This is a genomic window from Crystallibacter permensis, from assembly GCF_025960875.1.
GTDB classification, from domain to species: Bacteria; Actinomycetota; Actinomycetes; order Actinomycetales; family Micrococcaceae; genus Crystallibacter; species Crystallibacter permensis.
On sequence record NZ_JAODLR010000001.1, the window covers coordinates 339,508 to 357,935 of the forward strand.

Consider the following 18,428-nt stretch of genomic DNA (forward strand, 5'->3'; position numbering starts at 1 on the left):
ACCGGTTGGCACCGGGTGGCTTGCGGTTCTGTTAACCGCGCCCCGGTAGCCGGCTGAGGATTGGTTGCAGGAAATCGTGGAGTTCGGCCACGCGCAGGGCCTTGAGCAGGAGCAGGTAGGCCAGCGCCATGACGATGCCGCAGACGGCGATGGTCACCATGGCGCTGAAGATCGAAACCATGGCGAACCCGCCGGCTTGGTACCCGCCGAACAGCCACAGCGCGGCTGCGCCGGCGAGACTGGCGCCGAGGGCCGCGTAACCGATGCGGATATAGCTCTCCGCGACCTGCCCGGCGCCGTAATCGCCCACCCGCAGGACCGTGAAGAAGTGCGCCAGCAGCGCCGAGAGGACATGGAAGACGGCGAAAAGCACGGCCAGGCCGAAGACGATCTCGGTGGCGGGCATGAGCTGTGCCATGACCAGGGCGATGACCACGCAGGTGCCGGACAGGATGGACTGCATAATCAGCGGGGTCTTGGCGTCCTCTTCCGCGTAGAACACCCGGCCAAGGAAGAAGTAGATGCTCATGAACGGCATCGCCGCCCCGAGGACGGCAAGCAGCTGGCCCATGGCGGCGGCCGAAGCGGGGGCGGTTGGGCCGGAGCCGGCGAACAACCGCGCCAGCGGTCCGGCCAGCACCACCATCACGGCGGCGCCGAACATGGTGGCAACGCCGATGGTCCGCAGGCCCGAGTTCACGGTCTGTCGGACTTCTTCGAGCTGCCCGTGGGCCTGGGAGCGCGAGAGCTGGTTGAACAGCACCGTGGCGATTGACAGTACGACGACGGAGTGCGGCAGCATCGCGATCAGGGTCGCAGTATTAAGGGCGTACTCGCCGGCAACCCCGGCCCCCGAGCCCTCGACTTCCCGGCGCCCGGCGGTGGCGCTGGAGGCGATGGTGCCGTACAGCAGGTACGCGGAGTTGCCCACCACCATGGTGCCCAGCGTCCAGCCGGCCACCTTGCCGGCCCGGCCGAGGCCGATGCCGCGCCAGCCGAACTTCAGCTTCAGTCCGAGTCCCAGCCGGCCGAGCGGCCAGAGCAGCACCAGGCCCTGCAGGATAATGCCCAGCGTGGTGCCGCCTGCCAGCAGCAGCGTCTGCTCGGAGGTCCAGGCGTCGGGGCTGTCCGTGGCGCGCGAGAAGGACCCGAAAAGCACGATGTAGAGGACCAGGACGCCGATGGCCACCACGTTGTTCACCACGGGCGCCCACATGTACCAGCCGAAGCGGCTCTTGGCGTTGAGGACCTGGCCGACAACGGCGTAGAGCCCGTAGAAGAAGATCTGCGGCAGGCACCAGAGCGCGAAGATGGTGCCCAGTTCGAGCATGCCCTGGGTCCAGTCCCGCGTCAGCAGCCGGATGATCGGCCCGGCAAGCGCCGTCACGACCAGCGTGATGGCGGCGAGCACCAGCAGCGTCAGGGACAGCAGGCGCGAGATGTAGTCGGCCCCGCCGTCGTCGTTGTTCTTGCTTGCCTTGATGATCTGGGGCACCAGTACCACGTTGAACACCCCGCCGGCCAGCAGCAGGTAGATGATGTTCGGGATGGTGTTCGCTTTTTCGAAGATGTCGCCCATGGTGGTGTTGGCGCCGATGGCGACGGCGAGCAGCGACGTGCGCACGAACCCGAGGACGCGCGAGACCAGGGTCCCGGCGGCCATGACGGCGCTGGCGCGCGCTGTGCTTTGTGTTTCCATGTCAGACATCGCTGTCTATCGTCTCACTTGGCGGGGCAGGATCTGTTCAGCGAACGTCCAGCAAGGCGGCGCTGGCGGGCGGTCATCGGAGTGTCACCGAGCAGTTACCGCGTCGTCGTGCTTATCGCTTAGAGGTACTCGGGCAGGACTTCGCGGGCCAGGTCCACAATCCGGCGCTCGTTCGGGAAGGAAAGCTTCCGGCCCAGCTCCGCCAGCGGGATCCACGCCACGTCCGCTGCCTCGTGGTCCGGATCGTTCTCGATGGTCAGTTCGCCGCCGGTGGCCTTGAGCAGGAAGTGGTGGACCGTCTTGTGCACGCGGTGGCCGCTGACCGTGAACCAGTAATCGATGCTGCCGAGCGTGGCCAGTACGTCGCCCTGGATGCCGGTTTCTTCCTCGATCTCGCGGATGGCGGCCTCTGCGTTAGTCTCCTCGCCCTCCGGGTGGCCCTTGGGCAGGCACCATTCGAGCCGGCCGCCGCGGTTGAAGCGGGCAATGATGGCAACGCGGAATTCCTTGGTGGAGGTGTCCACCACGACGCCGCCGGCCGAAACCTCCTCCACGGTTGGCAGGGAATGGTGTCCGGGCGCGGCACTGCCCACTGACGCTGTCAGTGGAGTGCGCTTCGGAGCGCTCGGGACCGGATGTGCCATGCAGTCCACTCTAACGATTTTTAATCGAGTGCTGTGCCCGTCGGACATGGCACGGAGATTGTTAAACATCGTCCGCGTGTTTCTGGCACCCTTAAATCACTATGGTTCACCTTTTTGGCTCGGCAAGTAATCCCGAGACGTCCGCCCTGCCGTTGCCCGAAGTTGTTGTCGAACTGGGTCGGCTTTTTGTTGACGCTGGGCACGAGCTCTCCCTGGTCGGCGGGCCGGTGCGAGATCTCTTTTTGGGCCGCGTGTCGCCGGACCTGGATTTCACCACGGATGCGGATCCGGACGCCACCATCGCCGTCATCCGCAAGTGGTGCGACAACTTCTGGGAAATCGGCCGGGCCTTCGGCACCATCGGCCTGCGCAAGGGCGAGCACACCATCGAGATCACCACGTACCGTGCCGAGGCCTACGATCCGGATTCCCGCAAGCCCGTGGTCGCCTTCGGCAAGTCGCTTGAGGACGATCTATTCCGCCGCGACTTCACCATGAACGCCATGGCGCTGCGACTGCCGTCGCTGGAACTGGTCGATCCCTACGGCGGCGTCAAGGACCTGCACGCAGGCGTGGTGCGCACCCCCGGTGAGCCCTCGGCGTCGTTCTCCGATGATCCGCTGCGCATGATGCGCGCCGCCCGCTTCGCTTCCCAACTCAACGTCACGGTGGCGGACGAGGTACGCGCGGCGATGACGGATATGGCCGAGCGGATCGAGATCATTTCGGCCGAGCGGGTGCGTGACGAGCTGACCAAACTGATCAACGGCAAGGACCCGCGGACCGGCGTGGATCTGCTGGTTGAAACCGGTCTGGCCGAATACGTACTGCCCGAGGTCTCGGCGCTGAAGCTGGAAATCGATGAACACCACCGGCACAAGGACGTCTACCAGCACTCGCTGACCGTGTTGGCGCAGGCTTGCGAACTGGAAACCGACGACGACGGCCCCGTGCCGGCTCCGGACTTCGTCCTGCGGTTTGCTGCCCTCATGCACGACGTCGGCAAACCGGCTACGCGCCGGTTCGAACCTTCCGGCGCGGTCAGTTTCCGCCACCATGAAGTGGTCGGTGCCAAGCTGGTTGCCAAGCGGATGAAGAAGCTGCGCTTCGACAACGACACCATCAAAGCCGTGGCGCGCCTGGTGGAACTGCACATGCGCTTCTATGGTTACGGCGAGGCCGGCTGGACCGATTCCGCCGTGCGCCGCTATGTCAACGACGCAGGCCCCTTGCTGGAACGGCTGCACCGGTTGACCCGCTCGGACGTCACTACCCGGAACCGGCGTAAGGCGGAGCGGCTCGCGTTCGCCTACGACGATCTGGAACAGCGCATCGCCGACCTGCAGGAACAGGAACAGATGAATGCCGTCCGTCCGGATCTGGATGGACAGCAGATCATGGCCTTGCTGGGCATCAAACCCGGGCCTGTGGTGGGCCGCGCCTACAAGTTCTTGTTGGAAGAGCGGCTGGAGAACGGGCCGCAGGATGCTGAGGTCGCGGAACGGACACTACGGGCCTGGTGGGCGGAGCAGCCCGAGGCATCCAGCGACAGTACCAAAATCGCTGATGCTACTGATACCGCTTCAACAAAGGGTCTGTCATGACCGAAGAAACTGATGCGCATGACTTCCCCAAACTATGGCTGGTGCGGCATGGCGAAACCAAATGGTCGAAAAACCATCAGTACACAGGACTGACCGACCTGGAACTGACTGACGAGGGCGTGGCGCAGGCCGTCGCAGCGGGACGCAAGCTGACAGGTATAAACTTTGCTTCAGTCCTGACCTCCCCTTTGGAGCGGGCGCGGAGGACCGCTGAACTGGCCGGCTTCCCCGATGCTGAGGTCGTTCCGTATGCCCACGAGTGGGACTATGGGGACTACGAGGGCCAGCGCAGCGTCGACATCCGCAAGAAGGATCCTTCCTACCTGATCTGGACCCATGGCGTGGTGCGAGGGGAGACGCTGCAGCAGGTGTCGGACCGGGCCGACCACGTCATAGCCAAAGTACTTGACACTCCTGATGCTGCTCCGTTTTCCGGGAGCAAGCCGGATTCGCCGTCGTCATTGCAGCAAAGGAACGTGCTGCTGGTGGCACACGGGCATTTCCTGCGCGTTCTCGCCGCACGCTGGCTCCAACTGGAGCCGATCGAGGGCCGCCGTTTTGTCCTGGAGACTGCGGCAGTCTGCAATCTAGGGTGGGACAAGAAGACGCCGGCTGTTACCGGCTGGAATATTTAGGTGCCGAACCCAAAGTCGGTTGGCGCCAGTAGGTCGCGCTGCGCAGCAGAGCTTCCATCGGGCCGTAGCGGAACTTCCTGACCCACCAGTAGCTGAGCAGCAACTGTGCCAGGAAGATCAGTGCGGCAATGCCGAGCACGCCGAGCGGCGGCACCTGATTGGTCAGTCCGAGGCCGAAGCCGGTGAACAGCAGAACCATCAGGACCGACTGCCCGAGGTAGTTGGACAGCGCCAGCTGGCCCGCCGGCGCCAGCGCATTGCGCACCGACCGGCCTGGCCGGGTGCGGAACAGCAGAAGCAGCAGCCCAATGTAGCCCGCCGTCAGCAGCGGCCCGGTCAGGGTCGAGATGCCGAAGCCGACGACTTGAAGACCCATGCCGCCGACGTAATTGACGAAGTACCCCTGCAGCAGAGCTGCGGCCAGTCCGATCGGGAGGGCGATGCCGACCAGCATCATCAGGGTGCGGCGGGAGAGGCCCCGCTCAATGAGCCTGTTCTTGGCACATGCCAGCCCGGCGTAGAACGCACCGAGCGCGATGGGGCCCTGCAGGAACAGGGCGTTGACCAGCGTCATTGGATACAGCGAGATGTTCTGCGCCAGGATGGCTGCCGGGGTTCCGGCAAGGTCGAAGGCAGGAGGCACAGTTTGAAGGTCGGCCTGTCCGATCGTCGGCTCTACGGCTGCCGTCAGCAGGCCCATCAGCAGAATGAGCAGGCCCATGGCGCCGATGAGGATGCCTGCGGCAACGACGGCAGCCCGGGCGGAGATCATGCGGGTGCCCAGCAGGACAAGGCCGACTAATCCGTAGGTCAGCAGGATGTCGCCGTGGAACAGGAACAGCCCGTGGAAGAGGCCGATGATGATCAGGCTGGCAGCACGGCGCAGCGTGCGGGGCACCTCGGACTGTCCGGCGGATGCCGCGGAGGCCCACTGGAGGACAAAGCTGTAGCCGAAGAGGAACGAGAACAGGATATAGAACTTGGCTTCGAAGAAAACGCTGACGGCAAATTTGACTGCCACATCCTGCGCAGACTGGAAATCCGGATTGGGATTGCCCGTCATGACAAAGGGATCCGCGAAGAACCAGATATTGACGCAGAGAATGCCCAGCAGCGCGAAGGCTCTCAGGGCATCCAATTCAATGACGCGTGATGCCGTGAGCCTGGCATCCGGAGCGGTGCTGTGGGGGACTGCGTTGTTCATCCTGATTCTGCTCCATCGGTGCGACGTGGCTTGTCTCTGCGGCCAGTCTATTAATGGATCAACCGGTGATAGTCCATCTTGCGATGTATTTTCTAGCCATAGCGCCTGAGTTGAACGCCGACGTCGTAATTGGTCGGCGTGTTGAAGGAAACACGCCGCTGAAAAAGAAGTTCCTGAAGAAAGTTCCCAAAGAAGCTGGTCAAATCAGACACTTCATGGGTATGTTAAATGAGTCCGATTGATCTTTCTCAATCACGAGTTCATGTCGGACATTGTCTCTATTGGCGCACTAGATGAAAGGGAGGTGGGTTCCGTGAATATTTTCAAGACGCTCGGCGGCGTATTTGCTGCCAAAGTCCGCCCCGCCTCCGCCATTTCTGCGCACTAGATTTCAGCTTCTTGGGCCGGTTTCTGTCTTAAACCGCTTTCCCTAAGAACCATCGTATTTCTACCGCTCCCATGCGCGGAGGCCTCACGTCAATCGTTGAGGACCTTCGCCATGAGCACCTTCCGCAGTAAGTGTCCACGGGTCCAGCCCGCTGCTTTCTGCATCCCCAAAAACCTTGCATCGCCAAAACGTTCTGGCCGCCAGGACACGTGACAGGATCACGAGTCCCTTCACGCGGTCAGGTCCCGTTGATAACCCACCGAAAGAGGAAGCACCCATGAAACCGCTGGATTCAGCTGTTTTACCGGCTCCGGAAAGGTCACTCCGGCCGCCTGAACAAAAGAAGGAATCGGCAGAACCACAGGCTGCCTTGTCCACAGACTCCCCGGCCCTGCCCCGGACGGAATCACGGCAGGACGAACAGAGCGAGGGCCAAGGTGAGTTGATTACTGCCGGCAACCTGCGCGACTTGGACGGAACGAACGCGTCCGAATCCTTCGTCGACGACGATGTCGCCGTCAGCGAGTCTGCCATCACTGAATACACCATGCCAAACTACCTGGCTCAAAAGGAGGTGAACGCGATGATCCGAAAGCTACGCCAAGGCGCCTCGCTGTGGAAGCGAATACAGAGTGTGCGTATAGACGAACAGCGGCTGGAACAGGTCCGCGATCAGATGATGAGCAATCAGCAATTGATTCGGTAGGAAGCGTTCCATTAAAGCTCATTTATGCTTTCGGGTACGAGACGTGCCCGAAAACACCGCGATGCCGCACAGGCAGAATATCTCCACCGTCATAAAAGACGTTAGCCAGAGCAAACCGGCCCCGGTAACTGACCGCGTACTTTATCCCGGCGAAGACCGGAAGCGGATCCACGAGGAATACCTCCGGGAAGGCATCGACCTCGCGGATGAGGTTTACAGCTACCTCATCTCGGACGAAATCCACCGCTACCACTATGGCCGCGCCGATTACCGTTAACACGCCAATACGACCGATGACTGAAACACGGCTTCCGTTGCTTCCGTCGGCGCCTACCCTGTGTGCTTTCCGGGGCTGACTTCGGGGAGGAAGCGTGCCGCCACAACGCCGACCGACCCCAGTGCGGCCAGGAACAGCAGTGCCGCGCCCGTGCCGAGTTGCGCGAGGGCACTGCTGATTCCGCCTGTTACCAGGAGCAGGACGCCCATGGCGGTATTCGAGACGGCGACGTATTCCGTGCGCTGGTCTCCCGTCGCCATGTCCACGACGTAGGTCTTTCGTGCGACCCGGACGCCGACATGGTTCAGCGCCAGGAGGAAGAAAGCTGCGGGATACAGCCAGCTGGAAGCGGCGGCCGCGGGGATTGCGGTGGCGGCGACGAGGGCAAAAACCACCAGGGAAGATGCGGCGCAGCCCCACATCATCAGATTCTTGCTGGAACGGTCGGCCAGCCGCCCTGCCAGCCGGCCGCCGAGGATTCCTGCCAGCCCGGAGGCAATGACGAACGGTCCCAGCCCGCTTAAACCGCCGCTACCGCGTTCTTCCGCCATGGCGACAATGAACGGCGGGCTCAGGGCGGACACCAGCAGCAGTCCGCGCACCCCGACGAACCTGCGGAACGGCTTATCTTCCCGCAGCAGGCTCCAGGAGCGCGCGAGCCATCCGCCGTCGTCGTTATTCTCTGCGGGGAATCCGTCGGGTTCCTTGACCCGGGCGAAGACCATTAGCGCTGCCACCCAGGCGAGGGCGGCGGAAGCAAGAAGGGCGGCCAGCGCGGCCGGGTCCACATCGCCGCCGCCGATGAGCCGGATGCCGAGCCCCACCGTCACGGCTACGACTCCGGATGCGAAGGCCGCGATCCCGTTGATCTGGCCGCGCTGGCCCGGTGGAATGGTACGGCCCTGAACGTCCTTGGAGGCGATGGAAGACAACGCGCGGGCAAGCGCGAAGCAGGCCACTTCAAAGAGAATGGCGACACCTGCGGCGGTTCCGGTTCCTACTGCCGCAGTGAACGCCATCGCAGCCACGGCGGCGGCTTGTCCGGCCGCCCCCATGATCCAGATCCGCTTGCGCTGCCGGTGGCTGCGCACCCAAGGAGCCAGGGCTGCCTGCGGCAGCATCGAGCCCGACTCGCGGACGGGGACGAGGAGCCCGATGATCCATGACGGAGCGCCGATGGAGGCGACCAGCCAGGCCAGTACCGTCGAGGCGTTGACGACCTGATCGCCGGCATTTTGCAAGGCGTGGGCGACAATGAGGCGGAGGCCGTTTCCCGGCACGTTCCGACGGACATCTTCGGGCAGGCGCGCCAGCGCGTCCAAGTCCGGTTTGACCATCCGGCCGTAAATCTTCGTTGCTGCCTGTCCCATCCGGGATCAGCCGTCCGCACCGCTCAGCTGCTGGTTCGCATCACGCGCCGTCCGTCTCCGGGCGTGATTCGGACGCGGCTTCCGGATCGGAGTCCGTCTCTGGTTCGGGAGGCAACGCGCCGCCCTCGCCCTTCCACCGGTGCAGCTGCTTGTCTGGTACTTCATCCATGTCAATCTTCCGGGCTTTGTCCTGGTCGCCTTCCATTGACTTGTCCATGCTCAAACTGTAAGCCGACCACCGTGCACCGGCAAGGCGCTCCCGGGCAGCCCGTGCGGCAGGAACCGTGGTCACCGACGGCTACGCCGGGCAGAATGACCAGGCGCATGAGGCGACCTTGAATCTGCTGGAACTTCTGTCGCCGATGGTTCGGCTGGCAACAAGCCCCGAGATGATCGCTCAGCGGGAGGAAACTGCCGCCTGACGTGCTCCTTCAGCTTCACGAATCCGGGCTGACCTATATGATGTGCACCTTCCCACGCGGTTCATCCAGTCGCTAAGGATCGCGAGGTCTTGCCGTTGCCAGCCACCCTGCCCTGGCTTCTGGGCATCGCGCCCGTTTTAGTCGAAGTTACGTAGGGCTGATTGCTCTGGTTCCCTTTGGTTCCAGGCGATCAGCCCTCTTTTGTGCCACTGTTTGTAGTCACTAAATTACGGTGTGTCGTACCGTCGTTGCGCCTGGTCCGGGAGCATGGCATGGCGAAGACGCAGCATGCAGTGCATGTAGCCCGGACGAATGCACGGCGGGTGAACAAGACCGTGGACACCGTCGAGGACGAATCGGTGTTGCTGCGCCGTTCCTACGCGACGGGGCAAGGTCAAGCATGAGACGCTGGTCAACCTCGCGGCGCTGTCGGAGCAGGCGGTCGAGGACCTGCGTGCCTCACTGGCCGGCAAGACCTTCATCGAGGCCACCGCCGGCATGGAGATCGCCCGGTCGCTGCCGGCCGGGTACGTCGGCGTCACGGCCGGATGGGCGGCGGCCTGGGATTCGAGAAGATGCTCGGCCCGGTCTGGCGGGAACGCGACGTCGCGATGGCCCTGATCACCGCCCGGGTCTGCGCGCTGGCACCCGGGCAGCCTTTTCGAGGGCGGGGTATCTGGGAATCTGAGGATCCAGTGCTTATAGGGACTTAATGTCATCCTCCCGGCGAGAACTCTCTGGGGTCCAGGAGTTGTCGCCGGGCGGATGGTGTTTTTGGTGCAGGTGGTTCGGACCTTTCAGTCTCTGCGGACCTTGCTGGGGTCGACGTTCCGGGCGGCGAAGATCAGCAGGCCGGAGGCCAGGATGGGGAGGACGCCCCACCATAGACTGGCGTTGATCCAGCCAGCTCCGGCGGCGAGGGTGGCGGTGATCAGCACGCCGCCGATGATCGCCCCGACTTGGCCGGAGGCGTTGATGATCGAGTTGCCCGTTGCCCGGGTGTGGACGGGGAAGCTCTCGCCGGTGAAGAAGAGCCCGGTGAAGAAGAGCAGGGCGGAGAAGGGGCCGATGAGGAAGAACAGCCCGGCACTATACAGCGCGATGATGAGCGGGAAGTTCCCGTTCGGTGCTTGGAGCAGGACTGGCCCGGATACTCTTTCGCCTGAATCAGCGATCACAAAACGGGGTTCGACTGGTACGTTGGCTCCATAGATGCCGCAAGCTGATGGAAGAGGACAAAGATGTCTGCAGCCTCCCCCTTGACCGATCTTGAAATTGCCCGCCGGGCCACGCTGAGGCCCATCATGGACATAGCTCTGGCAGCCGGAATCCGGCGCGAGGCCGTGGAGCTGTACGGCAATTACAAAGCCAAGATCGATCCGGCCAAGCTAGCCGAGGACCAGGCGGAGCCGGGCGGGCAGGTGGTGCTGGTCAGCGCCATGTCGCCCACGCCGGCTGGCGAGGGCAAGTCAACGGTGACCGTCGGCTTGGGGGATGCACTGGCCAAGGCCGGGCACAAGACGATGATCGCGTTGCGCGAGCCGTCCTTGGGGCCGATCCTCGGGATGAAAGGCGGCGCGACCGGCGGCGGCTACTCCCAGGTGCTGCCGATGGACGACATCAATCTCCATTTCACCGGCGACTTCCACGCCATCACCTCAGCCAACAACGCCCTGATGGCCCTGGTGGACAACCACATATTCCAAGGCAATGCCCTCGGGATCGACCCCCGGCGCATCCCCTTCAAGCGCGTTGTCGACATGAATGACCGAACGCTGCGGCAGATCGTCGTCGGGCTTGGCGGCCCGAGCCAGGGTGTGCCGCGCGAGGACGGTTTCGACATTACGGTGGCTTCCGAGGTGATGGCGGTGTTCTGCCTATCCACGGATCTGAAGGACCTGAAACGGCGGCTGGCCCGCATCACCTTCGGCTACACCTACGACAAAAAGCCCGTGACCGCAGGGGATCTGGGTGCCGAAGGTGCCATGACGATGCTACTCAAGGACGCCGTCAAGCCGAACCTCGTGCAAACCATCGCCGGCACGCCCGCGCTGGTCCATGGGGGGCCGTTCGCCAACATCGCGCACGGCTGCAACTCCGTTATCGCCACGCAGACCGCCCGGCGGCTGGCCGACATCGTGGTCACCGAGGCGGGTTTCGGCTCGGACCTCGGTGCCGAAAAGTTCATGGACATCAAGGCGCGGGCTGCGGGTTTTGCGCCGTCGGCCATTGTTGTCGTTGCTACTGTCCGCGCGCTCAAAATGCATGGCGGCGTAGCCAAGGAGAACCTCTCGACGCCGGATACCGCGGCCCTGCAGGAGGGGCTGGTGAACCTGGAGCGCCATGTGGATAATGCGGCGAAGTTCGGGGTGACGCCGGTCGTCGCGATCAACAAGTTCACGAGCGACTCACAGGCGGAACTGGACGCGATTCTCGAGTGGTGCCGGCGGAAGGGCGTCGAGGCGGCCGTTGCCGATGTGTGGGGCGAAGGCGGCGGCGGGACCGGCGGCGACGAACTGGCAGCCAAGGTTGCGCGTGCGGTTGAGACGCCGCAGAATTTCTCGCAACTCTACGACCTGGACCTCGCCGTCGAGAAAAAGATCGAGACCATCGCCCAGCAGATCTACGGCGCCGACCACGTGGAATTCGCGATTCCGGCCAAGCGGCGGCTCGCGGAGATCGAGGCCAACGGCTGGGGCCGGCTGCCGGTCTGCATGGCCAAGACCCAGTACTCCTTCACCGACGATCCGTCCCGGCTTGGGGCCCCGTCCGGCTTCACCATCACCGTCCGGGACCTCATTCCGAAGACCGGCGCCGGCTTTATCGTCGCCCTGACGGGCGCGGTCATGACCATGCCCGGCCTGCCCCCGCAGCCGGCCGCGATGCGGATGGATGTGAACGACGACGGCGAAATCACCGGCCTCTTCTAGGTCAGCGAGGACGTCTCGGCGTCGGGTGGCCGCAGATGGGGCGGCGGCAGGTCAGGCGCCCTGCGGATTCGCGCGGGCTAATTAGGCGAAGCCGAAGACGGGCGGGAAGGCCAGGATGACGACGGCGGCCCAGGCGCCGTAGACGGGCAGGTAGCGAGTCTGCCAGCGCTCGAGCGCGCCGAACGGCCGTTGCCCGCGCAGGAACCCGACGGTGAGCCAGGCCGCCCGGAGCAGGTGCACCAGCAGCAGGAGGTTGAGGCCGAGCGCGGCGATCTTGTTGGGGCTGAAGCCGAACTCGGCGATGCGGGTCAGCATCGCGGTCAGCATCGCGGCGTCGACCGCGAGGGCCGCGATGACGAGGACCAGCTGCAGGGCGTCGAACAGGCCCGGTTGCGCAAGCGTGTCACGGGCGGAAATCGCGTAGAGCAGCAGGCACAGGACCAGCACGAGGATCGCGTCCATGAGGATGAGCAGCTCTCGGTCGACGTCGACAAGGCCGCCGGCGGCAGTGAAGACGGCCAGGAGGGTCAGCAGCATGACGATGGTCAGGGGCGTGAAGACGCGGGTGAGGACGGGCGCGATGTTCTCGACGACGTTCTGCTTGGCTTCGACGAGCCACGCTGCGACGACAAGCGCACCGGGGACGGCGAACGGCAGGATCCAGTCCTCCATCACCGGTTCGAGGTCTATGCCGACAACACTGAGGGCTCCGAAGGTGAGCCCGACGAGGACTGCCCCGCCGAGGGCCAGGAGCGTGAAGTAGATGGCGAGCTCACCGGTGAACCGGACGAAGTCCATGCGCCGGTTGTCGGAGCGCCACCTGCCTCCGACATATGCCACGCCGGCCAGCAGCCACAGGACCACCGGGGCGTGCAGGATGGCGAGCACCTCGGTGGAACCGCCGGAGACAAACGGGTACACGTTGAGCACCACCGCCAGCGCGGCGAAGGGGATCAGCAGCATCACCGCCACGGAGGCGGTGAGCCGGCGCTTCCACGCGAAGTAGGCGCCGAGGAACGGGAACACGAGCAGGCCGAGGTTGCGCGCCAGCACGGCTTCGTCGTCCAGCCACATCGTTCCGACCTTGACCGCCAGGCCTGCTCCTACGGCAAGCGCAAGCACGACGGCGAGTTCGCGCCACGGGGGAGTGCCTGCGCCGCCGGAATCTTCCGGCACCAGCACCAGCTGCTTCCACAGCCGGTCGGAGTGCTCGCGGGCGAACTCGCGGGAGACGGCGTCGAGGTTGCCCAGGCGCTTGATCGCGACGAGGAACGCCTCTTCGTCGTCGAGCCCCGTGGCCTGTCGGTCGGCGATCTGCTCGCGGAGGTGGTCCTCAAGTTCGTCGATGTCGGCGCGGGAGATGGCCTGGCGTCGTTGGACATAGCCGCGCCAACGGCCGATCTGGGCTTCAAGTTCCGCGTGCTGCTCCATCATGCCCACCCTTCGATCGCAGCGGGCGGTTGCTGCGCGCTCTGCCACACCTGCCGCAGTGCGTCCGCCACGACGCTCCACTGCTCCTGCCGGTCGGCGAGGGCGTCCCGGCCCGTCGGGGTGATTGCGTAGTGCTTGCGCCGTCGTCCGGCTTCGGAGGTGCCCCAGGACGACGACACGTAGCCGAGCCGTTCGAGCCGGTGCAGCAGCGGGTAGAGCATCCCGTCGGTCCACTGCATGCCGCCGCCGGACAGCTCGCTCACGCGCTTGATGATCGCGTAGCCGTACAGGTCGCCCTCCATCAGAATCCCCAGCACGAGCGGGGTGGCCGAAGCGGCGACCAGGTCCTTATCGATGCGCACGGCGCCTCCTATACCTAGATCTGCAATGCATTAACCATAGCAGTGCTAGGTATAGTCAGCGGTTGAGCAGCTTGTGCAGCAGCACGGCCACATGGAGGGAGGTGCGTGACTCCGCGTCGTCCAGCCTGACGCCGAGCTGGGTTTCGAGTTTGGCCAGGCGGGCGTAGAGGGTGGGCCTGCTGAGGTAGCCGGTCCGCGCGAGCTGCGCCTTGTTGCCGCCGCTTTCCAGGTACCGCTCCAGCAGGTCGAGCCCGGCGCCGTCGTCGTTCGCCAGAAGTTCACCGAGCTCCGAGTCCACGAACGTCTGCACGCGCTGGTCCTCGTGCAGCAGCCAGAGCAGGCCGCGGAGCCGGACGTCGCCGGAGCGGTAGAAGCGTTTGGCGCCCTTGGTGAGCGTGCTGGCGGCCTCGGCGACCTGCGCGGCTTCGTCCAGCCCGGCGGCGGCAGCGGCCAGCAGTTCGGCGCGGCCGCGGCCCACGCCGACGGTCCAGCCCAGCTCGCCGGAGGACTCGGCGGCCTCGCCGGAGATTCGCTCCAGCATGGGATCGGCCAACTGCTTCGCGGGCACCGGCAGCAGGAGCGCGATGGATCCGGCCTGCAGGCTGGCGGCCAGGGCGGTGGTGCGCGAGGTTGCCATCACCCGGTGCAGCAGGTCCAGCAGGGCCCGTTCGCGCCGTTGCGTGCCGATGGGTTCCTCGCCGGGAAGGCGGTCCAGCCGGAAGACCACCGGCACGTAGAGCGGCGCCGGCTGCAGGCCCATCGCCGCGCTGCGGGCGAGTGCCTCGGACTCGGTCAGGGAGCCGGGCCGGCGGAGTTCGTGCACCAGGCCGGCCCGCGCCTGGTGCGCGAGCTCCAGCTGGTCGCGCTCCGCCATCCGGTTGATGGACAGCGCCTGACCCGCGCGTTCGAGCACCATGGCGGACTCGGCGTCGTCGTCGTTATTTTCCTGCAGCACGGGAACCACCAGGCGGCCCCATCGGTGCCCCCGGATCCCCACCGGCGTCTGCAGCCAGCCTTCGTCGCCGGAGCGGACCGTCTCCTCCCGGTAGTGCACCAGCCGCGAGCGGGCTTCCCAATCGCGCAGCACCTCCATGGTGGGCAGGCCGGCGGCGTCGAAGGCCAGGACCAGGTGGGACGCGTCCTCGAGCACCACGGGCGCGCCGAGCAGCTCCGCGGTGCGGGCGACAATCTCCTCCGGCCCGGCGCTTTCGAGGCTGAGCTGAGTGAAGACCTCGTGCACGCGGCGGGCCTTTTCCACCTGCTCCAACTGCGTGGCGACCAGCTTGCGGTGCACCACCTCGGTCACCTCAACAAACCGCACCTTTCGGCTCAGCAGGACCACGGGGAGGCCGACATCGCGGGCGGCTTCGCGCAGAGCCTGCGCCGCCTGCTGCCGTGCGGCGGTGATTTCGACGACGACGCCGGCGGCTTCCGCGGCCTCGAGCCCGCGGAGGAATTCCGCCGCCTCGGTGGCGGAGTCCTCGAAGGCCAGGCCGGTGGTCAGCACGAGCTCCCCGCCCTCGAGCAGGCCGGACAGCTCCTTCAGCTCGGCGACGTGGACCCAGCGGACTGCTTCGCCGAGCCTCTCCGCGCCGGCAAGGATTTCCGGTTCTCCGGCTTTGACCACGGGCAACTGCAGGACGTCGGCAACGGTAAGCACCATTTACACAGTGTATAGCTCGAAGGAGAACGGATTACACAGTGCTCCTTCCCGGGAGCGGTCCACGGGGGCAGGATGAAACCACGACGCCGGCGCTTGCCCGGGCGAGCCCACAACACGTACTCAAGGAGTCCCATGAAGACCATTCAGCACTGGATCAACGGAGCCGAGACCGCGCCGGCCACCGGCTCGCGCGTGTCCGACGTGACCAACCCCGCTACCGGCAAGGTGACCTCGCAGGTGGCTCTGGCCAGCGCCAGCACCGTAAACGACGCGGTTGCCGCGGCGACGGCGGCGTTCCCGCTCTGGCGCGACACCTCGCTGGCCAAGCGCGTGCAGATCCTCTTCCGCTTCCGCGAGCTGTTGAACGCCCGCAAGCCCGAGCTCGCCGCGATCATCACCGCCGAGCACGGCAAGGTCCTCGACGACGCGCTCGGCGAGATCTCCCGGGGCCAGGAGGTGGTGGAGTTCGCCTGCGGCATCCCGCACCTGCTCAAGGGCGGCTACACCGAGAACGCCTCCACCAAGGTGGACGTCCACTCCGTCCGCCAGCCCGTGGGCCCGGCCGCGATCATCTCGCCGTTCAACTTCCCGGCCATGGTGCCGATGTGGTTCTTCCCCGTCGCTATCGCCGCCGGCAACACCGTGATCCTCAAGCCCAGCGAGAAGGACCCGACGGCGGCGAACTGGATGGCCGAACTGTGGAAGGAAGCCGGCCTGCCCGACGGCGTGTTCAACGTGGTCCATGGTGACAAGGAAGCCGTGGACACGCTGCTGCAGCACGAGGACATCAAGTCCGTTTCCTTCGTCGGCTCCACGCCCATCGCGCAGTATGTCTACCAGCAGGGCACCGCCACCGGGAAACGAGTGCAGGCCCTGGGCGGGGCGAAGAACCACATGCTGGTCCTGCCCGATGCGGATCTGGACCTGGCCGCCGATGCCGCGGTCAACGCCGGATACGGTGCCGCCGGTGAGCGCTGCATGGCCATCTCCGCCATCGTCGCCGTCGAATCCATCGCGGACGAACTCGTCGCCAAGATCGCCGAACGCACCCGCACTTTGCGGATCGGCGACGGCACCCGCGGCACGGACATGGGCCCGCTGGTCACCGCCGCACATCGCGAGAAGGTCGCCGGCTACATCGACGCCGGCGAGGCCGCCGGCGCCACCATGGTCCTCGACGGCCGCACCGTGACCCCGGATGCGGAGGGTGACGGATTCTTCCTCGCCCCCACCCTGTTCGATAACGTCACGCCGGACATGTCCATCTACACAGACGAGATCTTCGGCCCGGTCCTCTCCGTGGTCCGCGTGCCCAGCTACGACGAGGGACTGCAGCTCATCAACGCCAACCCGTACGGCAACGGCACCGCGATTTTCACGAACGACGGCGGGGCCGCCCGCCGCTTCGAAAACGAGATCGAGGTCGGCATGGTCGGCATCAACGTGCCCATCCCGGTGCCCATGGCGTACTACTCCTTCGGCGGCTGGAAGAACTCCCTCTTCGGCGACAGCCACGCCCACGGCGCCGAAGGCGTGCACTTCTTCACCCGCGGCAAGGTGGTCACGTCCCGCTGGCTGGATCCCAGCCACGGCGGTATCAACCTTGGCTTCCCCCAGAACTCTTGACCCGCCGTCGTTGTTAAGGAGCGCAGTATGAGCATCACCACCGATTCCCCGCTCACCGAGGCGGAGCTGGCCGCGGCCAAGCGGGCGTATGAACTGGACCGCAAGCACGTGTTCCACTCCTGGTCCGCCCAGGAGCAGCTCAAGCCCATGGTCATCACGCGGGCGGACGGCAGTTACGTCTGGGACGGCGAGGGCAACAAGCTGCTGGACTTTTCCTCGCAGCTGGTCAACACCAACATCGGCCACCAGCACCCCAAGGTGGTGGCGGCCATCCAGGAGCAGGCCGGCAAGCTGTGCACCGTCGCCCCGCAGCACGCCAATGACGCGCGCTCCGAGGCCGCACGGCTCGTCGCCGAGCTCACGCCGGGGGACCTGAACCGGATCTTCTTCACCAACGGCGGGGCCGACGCGGTGGAACACGCCATCCGCATGGCGCGGCTGCACACCGGCAAGTACAAGGTGCTCTCCGCATACCGCTCCTACCACGGCGGCACCGCGCTGGCCGTGAACGTCACCGGTGACCCTCGGCGGATCCCCAACGACTACGGCAACGCCGGCACGGTGCACTTCCACGCACCGTTCCTCTACCGCAGCCAGTTCCACGCGGCAACCGAGGCGGAGGAATCCCAGCGCGCGCTGGAGCATCTGGAGACCATCATCCAGCTGGAGGGCGCGTCGAACATCGCCGCGATCATCCTGGAGTCCATCCCGGGCACCGCCGGCATCATGGTGCCGCCGCCGGGCTACCTGCAGGGCGTGCGCGAGCTGGCCACCAAGTACGGGATCATCTTCATCGCGGACGAGGTCATGTCCGGCTTTGGGCGCGCCGGAAAGTGGTTCGCCATCGACCACTTCGACGTGGCGCCGGACCTGCTCACCTTCGCCAAGGGCGTGACCTCCGGGTACGTTCCGCTGGGCGGCGTGGCCATCTCCGAGGAAATCTACTCCACCTTCGCGCAGCGGCCCTACCCGGGCGGCTTGACCTACTCCGGCCACCCGCTGGCTTCCGCGGCGGCCGTCGCCACGATCAACGCCATGCGCGACGAGTCGATGGTGGAGAACGCGGCCTCGCTCGGCGAGAACGTGGTGGCGCCGGCGCTGGCCCGCATGGCCGAACGGCACCCGAGCATCGGCGAAGTCCGCGGCACCGGAATGTTCTGGGCGATCGAACTGGTCAAGAACCGCGCCACCCGTGAGCCGCTGGCCCCGTACGGTGCCTCCAGTCCCGAGATAAACGAACTGATCGGCGCGTGCAAGTCCCGCGGGCTGCTGCCGTTCGCCAACTTCAACCGGATCCATGTGGTCCCGCCGCTGAACATCACCGCCGAGGACCTCCAGGCTGGCCTGACCATCCTGGACGAGGTGTTCGACCTCGCGGACGCCCACGTGCAGGGCTGAAACCCCTTCAAACACAACAGCGACGTCGGCACCTGGGCGGGTGCCGGCGTCGTTGTTTTG

The 18,428-nt window shown here is 65.3% G+C and carries 18 protein-coding genes; 9 read left to right on the forward strand and 9 right to left on the reverse strand.

Annotated elements, in window-relative coordinates:
- Positions 1 to 31: 31 nt before the first annotated feature.
- Both murJ and B0G38_RS01635 read right to left on the reverse strand, forming a co-directional pair.
- Complete coding sequence (murJ, locus tag B0G38_RS01630; RefSeq protein ID WP_264667809.1) at positions 32 to 1,699, reverse strand: murein biosynthesis integral membrane protein MurJ; 1,668 nt, start codon at positions 1,697 to 1,699, stop codon at positions 32 to 34.
- A gap of 128 nt (positions 1,700 to 1,827) precedes the next feature.
- Positions 1,828 to 2,352: an NUDIX hydrolase gene (locus B0G38_RS01635; protein WP_264667810.1), complete on the reverse strand. Its 525-nt coding sequence runs from the start codon at positions 2,350 to 2,352 to the stop codon at positions 1,828 to 1,830.
- Positions 2,353 to 2,453: 101 nt separating this feature from the next.
- Between B0G38_RS01635 and B0G38_RS01640 the strand changes: the two genes are divergently transcribed.
- Together B0G38_RS01640 and B0G38_RS01645 are read left to right on the forward strand one after the other, a co-directional pair.
- Entirely contained in the window at positions 2,454 to 3,956 is a 1,503-nt protein-coding gene (locus B0G38_RS01640; protein ID WP_264667811.1) for a CCA tRNA nucleotidyltransferase, read from the forward strand.
- Positions 3,953 to 4,591 (forward strand): histidine phosphatase family protein, encoded by a 639-nt coding sequence (locus tag B0G38_RS01645; RefSeq protein ID WP_264667812.1) that lies wholly within the window; start codon positions 3,953 to 3,955, stop codon positions 4,589 to 4,591. Before B0G38_RS01640 ends, B0G38_RS01645 begins: the two co-directional genes overlap by 4 nt.
- Here the strand turns inward: B0G38_RS01645 and B0G38_RS01650 are convergent.
- Positions 4,572 to 5,795, reverse strand: coding sequence for a DUF418 domain-containing protein (locus tag B0G38_RS01650; protein ID WP_264667813.1), 1,224 nt, complete (start codon positions 5,793 to 5,795; stop codon positions 4,572 to 4,574). The two genes, B0G38_RS01645 and B0G38_RS01650, sit on opposite strands and share 20 nt — an antisense overlap.
- A 665-nt stretch (positions 5,796 to 6,460) precedes the next feature.
- On the opposite strand from B0G38_RS01650, the gene B0G38_RS01655 reads away from it, so the two are divergent.
- Together B0G38_RS01655 and B0G38_RS01660 are read left to right on the forward strand one after the other, a co-directional pair.
- Positions 6,461 to 6,889 (forward strand): hypothetical protein, encoded by a 429-nt coding sequence (locus B0G38_RS01655; RefSeq protein WP_264667814.1) that lies wholly within the window; start codon positions 6,461 to 6,463, stop codon positions 6,887 to 6,889.
- Positions 6,890 to 6,932: 43 nt separating this feature from the next.
- Positions 6,933 to 7,166, forward strand: a complete 234-nt coding sequence (locus tag B0G38_RS01660) for a hypothetical protein (RefSeq protein WP_264667815.1) — start codon at positions 6,933 to 6,935, stop codon at positions 7,164 to 7,166.
- A gap of 53 nt (positions 7,167 to 7,219) precedes the next feature.
- On the opposite strand, the gene B0G38_RS01665 is transcribed toward B0G38_RS01660, so the two are convergent.
- Together B0G38_RS01665 and B0G38_RS01670 are read right to left on the reverse strand one after the other, a co-directional pair.
- The gene (locus B0G38_RS01665; RefSeq protein ID WP_264667816.1) at positions 7,220 to 8,536 is read right to left on the reverse strand and encodes an MFS transporter; all 1,317 of its coding nucleotides are present in this window, start codon (positions 8,534 to 8,536) and stop codon (positions 7,220 to 7,222) included.
- Between the two features lie 40 nt (positions 8,537 to 8,576).
- A complete protein-coding gene (locus tag B0G38_RS01670; RefSeq protein ID WP_264667817.1) occupies positions 8,577 to 8,705 on the reverse strand; it encodes a hypothetical protein in 129 nt (42 codons plus the stop codon).
- Between the two features lie 115 nt (positions 8,706 to 8,820).
- Between B0G38_RS01670 and B0G38_RS01675 the strand changes: the two genes are divergently transcribed.
- The gene (locus B0G38_RS01675; RefSeq protein ID WP_264667818.1) at positions 8,821 to 8,958 is read left to right on the forward strand and encodes a hypothetical protein; all 138 of its coding nucleotides are present in this window, start codon (positions 8,821 to 8,823) and stop codon (positions 8,956 to 8,958) included.
- Positions 8,959 to 9,230: 272 nt separating this feature from the next.
- The gene (locus tag B0G38_RS01680; protein ID WP_264667819.1) at positions 9,231 to 9,362 is read left to right on the forward strand and encodes a hypothetical protein; all 132 of its coding nucleotides are present in this window, start codon (positions 9,231 to 9,233) and stop codon (positions 9,360 to 9,362) included.
- 393 nt (positions 9,363 to 9,755) lie between these two features.
- On the opposite strand, the gene B0G38_RS01685 is transcribed toward B0G38_RS01680, so the two are convergent.
- Positions 9,756 to 10,136: an MFS transporter gene (locus tag B0G38_RS01685; protein WP_264667820.1), complete on the reverse strand. Its 381-nt coding sequence runs from the start codon at positions 10,134 to 10,136 to the stop codon at positions 9,756 to 9,758.
- Between the two features lie 63 nt (positions 10,137 to 10,199).
- Here B0G38_RS01685 and B0G38_RS01690 point away from each other — a divergent pair, with 63 nt between their 5' ends.
- Positions 10,200 to 11,888 carry a formate--tetrahydrofolate ligase gene (locus tag B0G38_RS01690; protein ID WP_264667821.1) on the forward strand — a complete coding sequence of 563 codons (1,689 nt, stop codon included), beginning with the start codon at positions 10,200 to 10,202 and terminating at the stop codon, positions 11,886 to 11,888.
- 81 nt (positions 11,889 to 11,969) lie between these two features.
- On the opposite strand, the gene B0G38_RS01695 is transcribed toward B0G38_RS01690, so the two are convergent.
- Genes B0G38_RS01695 through B0G38_RS01705 form a run of 3 tightly spaced genes read right to left on the reverse strand, consistent with a single transcriptional unit; the run spans position 11,970 to position 15,344 of the window.
- Positions 11,970 to 13,322, reverse strand: a complete 1,353-nt coding sequence (locus B0G38_RS01695; protein ID WP_319801213.1) for a permease prefix domain 1-containing protein — start codon at positions 13,320 to 13,322, stop codon at positions 11,970 to 11,972.
- Positions 13,319 to 13,681 (reverse strand): PadR family transcriptional regulator, encoded by a 363-nt coding sequence (locus B0G38_RS01700; protein ID WP_264667822.1) that lies wholly within the window; start codon positions 13,679 to 13,681, stop codon positions 13,319 to 13,321. The genes B0G38_RS01695 and B0G38_RS01700 overlap by 4 nt, the downstream gene beginning before the upstream one ends.
- Positions 13,682 to 13,736: 55 nt before the next feature.
- Positions 13,737 to 15,344, reverse strand: coding sequence for a PucR family transcriptional regulator (locus B0G38_RS01705; RefSeq protein ID WP_264667823.1), 1,608 nt, complete (start codon positions 15,342 to 15,344; stop codon positions 13,737 to 13,739).
- 132 nt (positions 15,345 to 15,476) lie between these two features.
- On the opposite strand from B0G38_RS01705, the gene B0G38_RS01710 reads away from it, so the two are divergent.
- Complete coding sequence (locus B0G38_RS01710) at positions 15,477 to 16,970, forward strand: CoA-acylating methylmalonate-semialdehyde dehydrogenase (RefSeq protein ID WP_264667824.1); 1,494 nt, start codon at positions 15,477 to 15,479, stop codon at positions 16,968 to 16,970.
- A gap of 27 nt (positions 16,971 to 16,997) precedes the next feature.
- Positions 16,998 to 18,368 (forward strand): aspartate aminotransferase family protein, encoded by a 1,371-nt coding sequence (locus B0G38_RS01715; RefSeq protein ID WP_264667825.1) that lies wholly within the window; start codon positions 16,998 to 17,000, stop codon positions 18,366 to 18,368.
- Positions 18,369 to 18,428: the final 60 nt, after the last annotated feature.